At 65.7% G+C, this 3,977-nt stretch carries 3 protein-coding genes; all 3 read left to right on the forward strand.

The features are described from left to right. Positions 1 to 367 precede the first annotated feature (367 nt). Positions 368 to 1,858, forward strand: a complete 1,491-nt coding sequence (locus EOD15_RS30095; RefSeq protein ID WP_127409109.1) for an ABC transporter ATP-binding protein — start codon at positions 368 to 370, stop codon at positions 1,856 to 1,858. Positions 1,859 to 2,082: 224 nt separating this feature from the next. Then, positions 2,083 to 3,138: an ABC transporter permease gene (locus EOD15_RS30100; protein WP_127323093.1), complete on the forward strand. Its 1,056-nt coding sequence runs from the start codon at positions 2,083 to 2,085 to the stop codon at positions 3,136 to 3,138. Continuing rightward, positions 3,135 to 3,977 (forward strand): ABC transporter permease (locus tag EOD15_RS30105; protein WP_148129707.1); only part of this gene is annotated, 843 nt, incomplete at its 3' end. The genes EOD15_RS30100 and EOD15_RS30105, both read left to right, overlap by 4 nt.

Consider the following 3,977-nt stretch of genomic DNA (forward strand, 5'->3'; position numbering starts at 1 on the left):
AGACAGTGAAGGAGCTGGTCGAGAAGAAGAAGGCCGAGATCCTCGAAGGCAATTTCCGGGTGGATGTGGACGAGAATACGCCGGTTTCGGATTGACGCTCTGGCTTTTGGGGGTTGGTGCTAGGCGCCCCCCTCTGTCCTGCCGGACATCTCCCCCTCAAGGGGGGAGATTGGCGGCTTTGTCGGCGGCACTCCTGCTTCGGCATAGAAAATTGGCGAAAGCCGAAGTGACATCCGATCTCCCCCCTTGAGGGGGAGATGGCCGGCAGGCCAGAGGGGGGTGCGGCGCATCCCTCTCAATCAAAGCTGAATCGTAAAGCCAATCCCGATCAGGAGCATCCTTGCCGACGCCCGCCCTCCTCATCGAAATGCGCGGCATCACCAAGAGCTTCGGCGCCGTCAAGGCGAACGAGGCTGTCGATCTCAGCGTCGCGCCCGGCGAAATCCTGGGGTTGCTGGGTGAGAACGGCGCCGGCAAGACGACGCTGATGAATGTGCTGTTCGGCGCCTATGCGCCCGATGCTGGGGAAATCCTCATCCAGGGCAAGCCGGTGCGGATCACCAGTTCCGCCGATGCGCTGGCCGCCGGCATCGGCATGGTGCACCAGCATTTTCACCTCGCGCCGCGGCTGACTGTGCTGGAAAATCTTTTGATCGGCATTCCCGGCAAGACAGGACGGATCGACCGCGCCGGCGGGCTGGCGCGGCTGGCCGAGATCGGCCGCCAGCATGGGCTGATGCTTGACCCGAACCTGCCGGTCTCGGCGCTGTCGGTGGGCGAGCAGCAGCGGCTCGAAATCGTCAAGGCTCTGTTTCGTGGCGCCAGGCTGCTGATCCTCGACGAGCCGACAGCGGTGCTGGCGCCAAGCGAGGTCGACGGGCTGTTTTCGGCGTTGCGTTCTATGGCGGCGCAAGGTCTCGGCATCATCTTCATCTCGCACAAGCTCAACGAGGTGCGGGCGCTGACGCATCGCTGCACGGTGCTGCGGCATGGCCGCGTTGCCGGCCGCGTCGATGACCCGGCCAACACGACATCCTCGGAGATGGCAACACTGATGTGCGGCCATGAGATCGTGCCGCCGGCGCGGGGACCATCGACGCCGGGTGCTGATGTGCTGACGCTCGATGGGATTTCGACCTCGCATCATTCGGGCACGCCGCTGCGCGACGTGTCGCTTGCCGTGCGTGCCGGCGAAATCCTCGGCATTGCCGGGGTGTCGGGCAATGGCCAGCGGGCGCTGGCGGAGGTGATCTCCGGCGTGCGGGCGCCCGATGCCGGACGGATGACGATTGCCGGCCAAAAAGTCTCACGGTTTTCGCCGCGCGAGGTGCAGGCGCTCGGACTTGGCCGCATCCCGGAAGACCGCATGACGACGGGGCTGGTGACCAATCTGCCGCTGGCCGATTCGATGGTGCTGCCTCGCATCGGCACCGCGGCGTTCAGCAGCAAGGGCCTGCTCAAGCCGGATGCGATCCGCGCCTTTGCCGAGGCGCAGATCAAGGCCTATGATATCAGGTGCCCTGGGCCGATGACCCGGGCCGGCGCATTGTCCGGCGGCAATCTGCAGAAGGCATTGTTGGCACGCGAGCTTGCCTTCGATCCGAAGGTGCTTGTTGTCTCGCAGCCGACGCGCGGGCTTGACATCGGTGCCGCCCGCTTCATCCATGAAAAGTTCCTCGACATGCGGGCCAAGGGCTGCGGCATCATCGTCATTGGCGAGGATCTCGAAGAGCTGCTGGTGCTCTGCGACCGCATCGCGGTGATGTATGAAGGCCGCATCGTCGGCACGCTCGACAGCGCCGATGCGACGATCGCGCGGCTCGGCCTGATGATGACCGGGGCGGAGGGAAGAGCCTAGATGGACCTTCCGGCGGCGCTGACCCCCACCCCTAACCCCTCCCCACAAGGGGGAGGGGGATGCTGCCGCTCGCCGTTCACACAGCTTCCGAGCCCGGACTTCTGCTGTTTTGTCGTGGTCGGCGCCTGCGAGAGTTCCCCTCCCCCTTGTGGGGAGGGGCTAGGGGTGGGGGTCCCTCTTCGTCAGAATTCTTGTTCGACAGACAGAACAGAGGGTGCCGCCTAATGTTCCGCCTGGAAGCCCGCACAAGCACACCTGCCTGGTTCAACCTCGCTCTGCCATTGCTGGCGATCGGCGGGACGCTCATCCTATGCAGCGGCCTCATCGCGCTGGCCGGCGCCGGCGTGCTCGAAGCCTATGGCGTGATGTTCACGGCGTCGCTGGGCGACAGCTATGCGATCACCGAAACGATGGTGCGTGCAACACCCATGATCTTCACCGGGCTGGCGGTGGCTGTCGCCTTCCGTGCCAAATTCTGGAACATCGGCGCCGAGGGGCAATTGCTGGCCGGCGCGGTGGCCAGCTGCTTTGTCGGCGCCATTCCAATGCCGGGGCCGCTCGCCATGGTCTTGATGGCGGTGGCCGGAGCCGCGGCGGGAGCCGCAGTCGCGCTGGTGCCGGCGACGCTCAGAGTAAAATTCAAGGTCGACGATGTCGTCAGTTCGCTGCTGCTCAACTCGGTCATCTATTACGCCTTGATGGCGCTGATCGAAGGACCGTGGAAGGATTCCTTCAGCGGCTATCCGATCTCGCCGCCGATCGAGGATTCGGCCAATTTCCCGGTGCTGCTCGAAGGCACAAGACTGCATCTCGGCGTCGTCGCGGCGCTGATCGCGGCGCCGCTGATCTGGTTCCTGATCGTGCGCACGACGCTCGGCTTCCGCATCAGGGTCACCGGCGAAAACCCGGAAGCGGCGCGCTATGGCGGCATCCATGTCGAGCGCGTGCTGATCTCGACGGCGCTGCTGTCCGGCGCGCTGGCCGGGTTGGCCGGCGTCGGCGAGGTCGGCGGTGTGCATTTCCAGGTGATGAGCGACATCTCGCCGGGCTACGGCTATTCCGGCATCGTCGTTGCCATGCTGGCGCGGCTCAATCCGCTCGGCGTCGTGCCGGCAGCGATCTTCCTTGCCGCCGTGATGACCGGCGCCGAGGCGATGTCGCGGGCGACCGGCGTTCCGGCCTTCCTCAGTGACGTCATCCAGGGCACCGCATTGCTTGCCATGCTGGTGGCGCTGCTGTTCACCGCCTATCGCATCCGCCGCGTCGGAGTTGCCCGATGAGCGCGGTGTTCGAACAGATCTTCCAGGTCGGCTTCCTGGCCGCGATCATCCGCATCGCCACGCCGCTGGCTTTCGCGACGCTCGGCGAAATGTTCTCGGAGCGCGCCGGCGTGCTCAATCTCGGCATCGAAGGCATCATGCTGTTGTCGGCGATGACCGGCTTCACCGCCGCCAGCCTCAGCGGCAGCCTGTGGCTCGGCGTGCTGGCGGCAGTGCTGACCGGCATGCTGATGGGCGCGCTGCATGCGCTGTTCACCGTGGCGCTCGGCCTCAGCCAGCATGTCTGCGGCATCGGCGTGACGCTGTTCTCGTCGGGCCTCGCCTATTTCCTCTACCGGCTGATCTTCGGCCAGCAGTCGGTGCCGCCCAACATCAAGGGGTTTCAGACACTGCCGATCCCGCTTCTGTCGGACATCCCGGTGCTCGGGACGGCGGTGTTCAACCAGTTCGCGCTGGTCTACATGGCGATCCTGGCCATTCCGCTCGCCGCCTTCGTGCTCTACCGCACGCCATGGGGCCTGTCGGTGCGCATGGTCGGCGAAAACCCGCGCGCCGCGGATTCAGCGGGGGTCAGCGTCATTGCCACGCGCTTCCAGGCAGTCATCCTCGGCGGTGCGCTGATGGGGCTGGCCGGCGCCTTCCTGTCGATGGCGCAGTTCAACGCCTTCACCTTCGGCGTCGTCTCGGGGCGTGGCTGGGTGGCGATCGCGCTGGTCGTGTTTGGCCGCTGGGATCCGTGGCGCTCGGCGGGGGCGGCGCTGCTGTTCGCCTTCGTCGATGCGCTGCAACTGCGCATGCAGGCCAGCGGGCTCGGACACATCCCCTACGAGGCGTTCCTG

It is taken from the genome of Mesorhizobium sp. M7A.T.Ca.US.000.02.2.1 (assembly GCF_003996995.1).
In the GTDB taxonomy this organism is placed as follows: domain Bacteria; phylum Pseudomonadota; class Alphaproteobacteria; order Rhizobiales; family Rhizobiaceae; genus Mesorhizobium.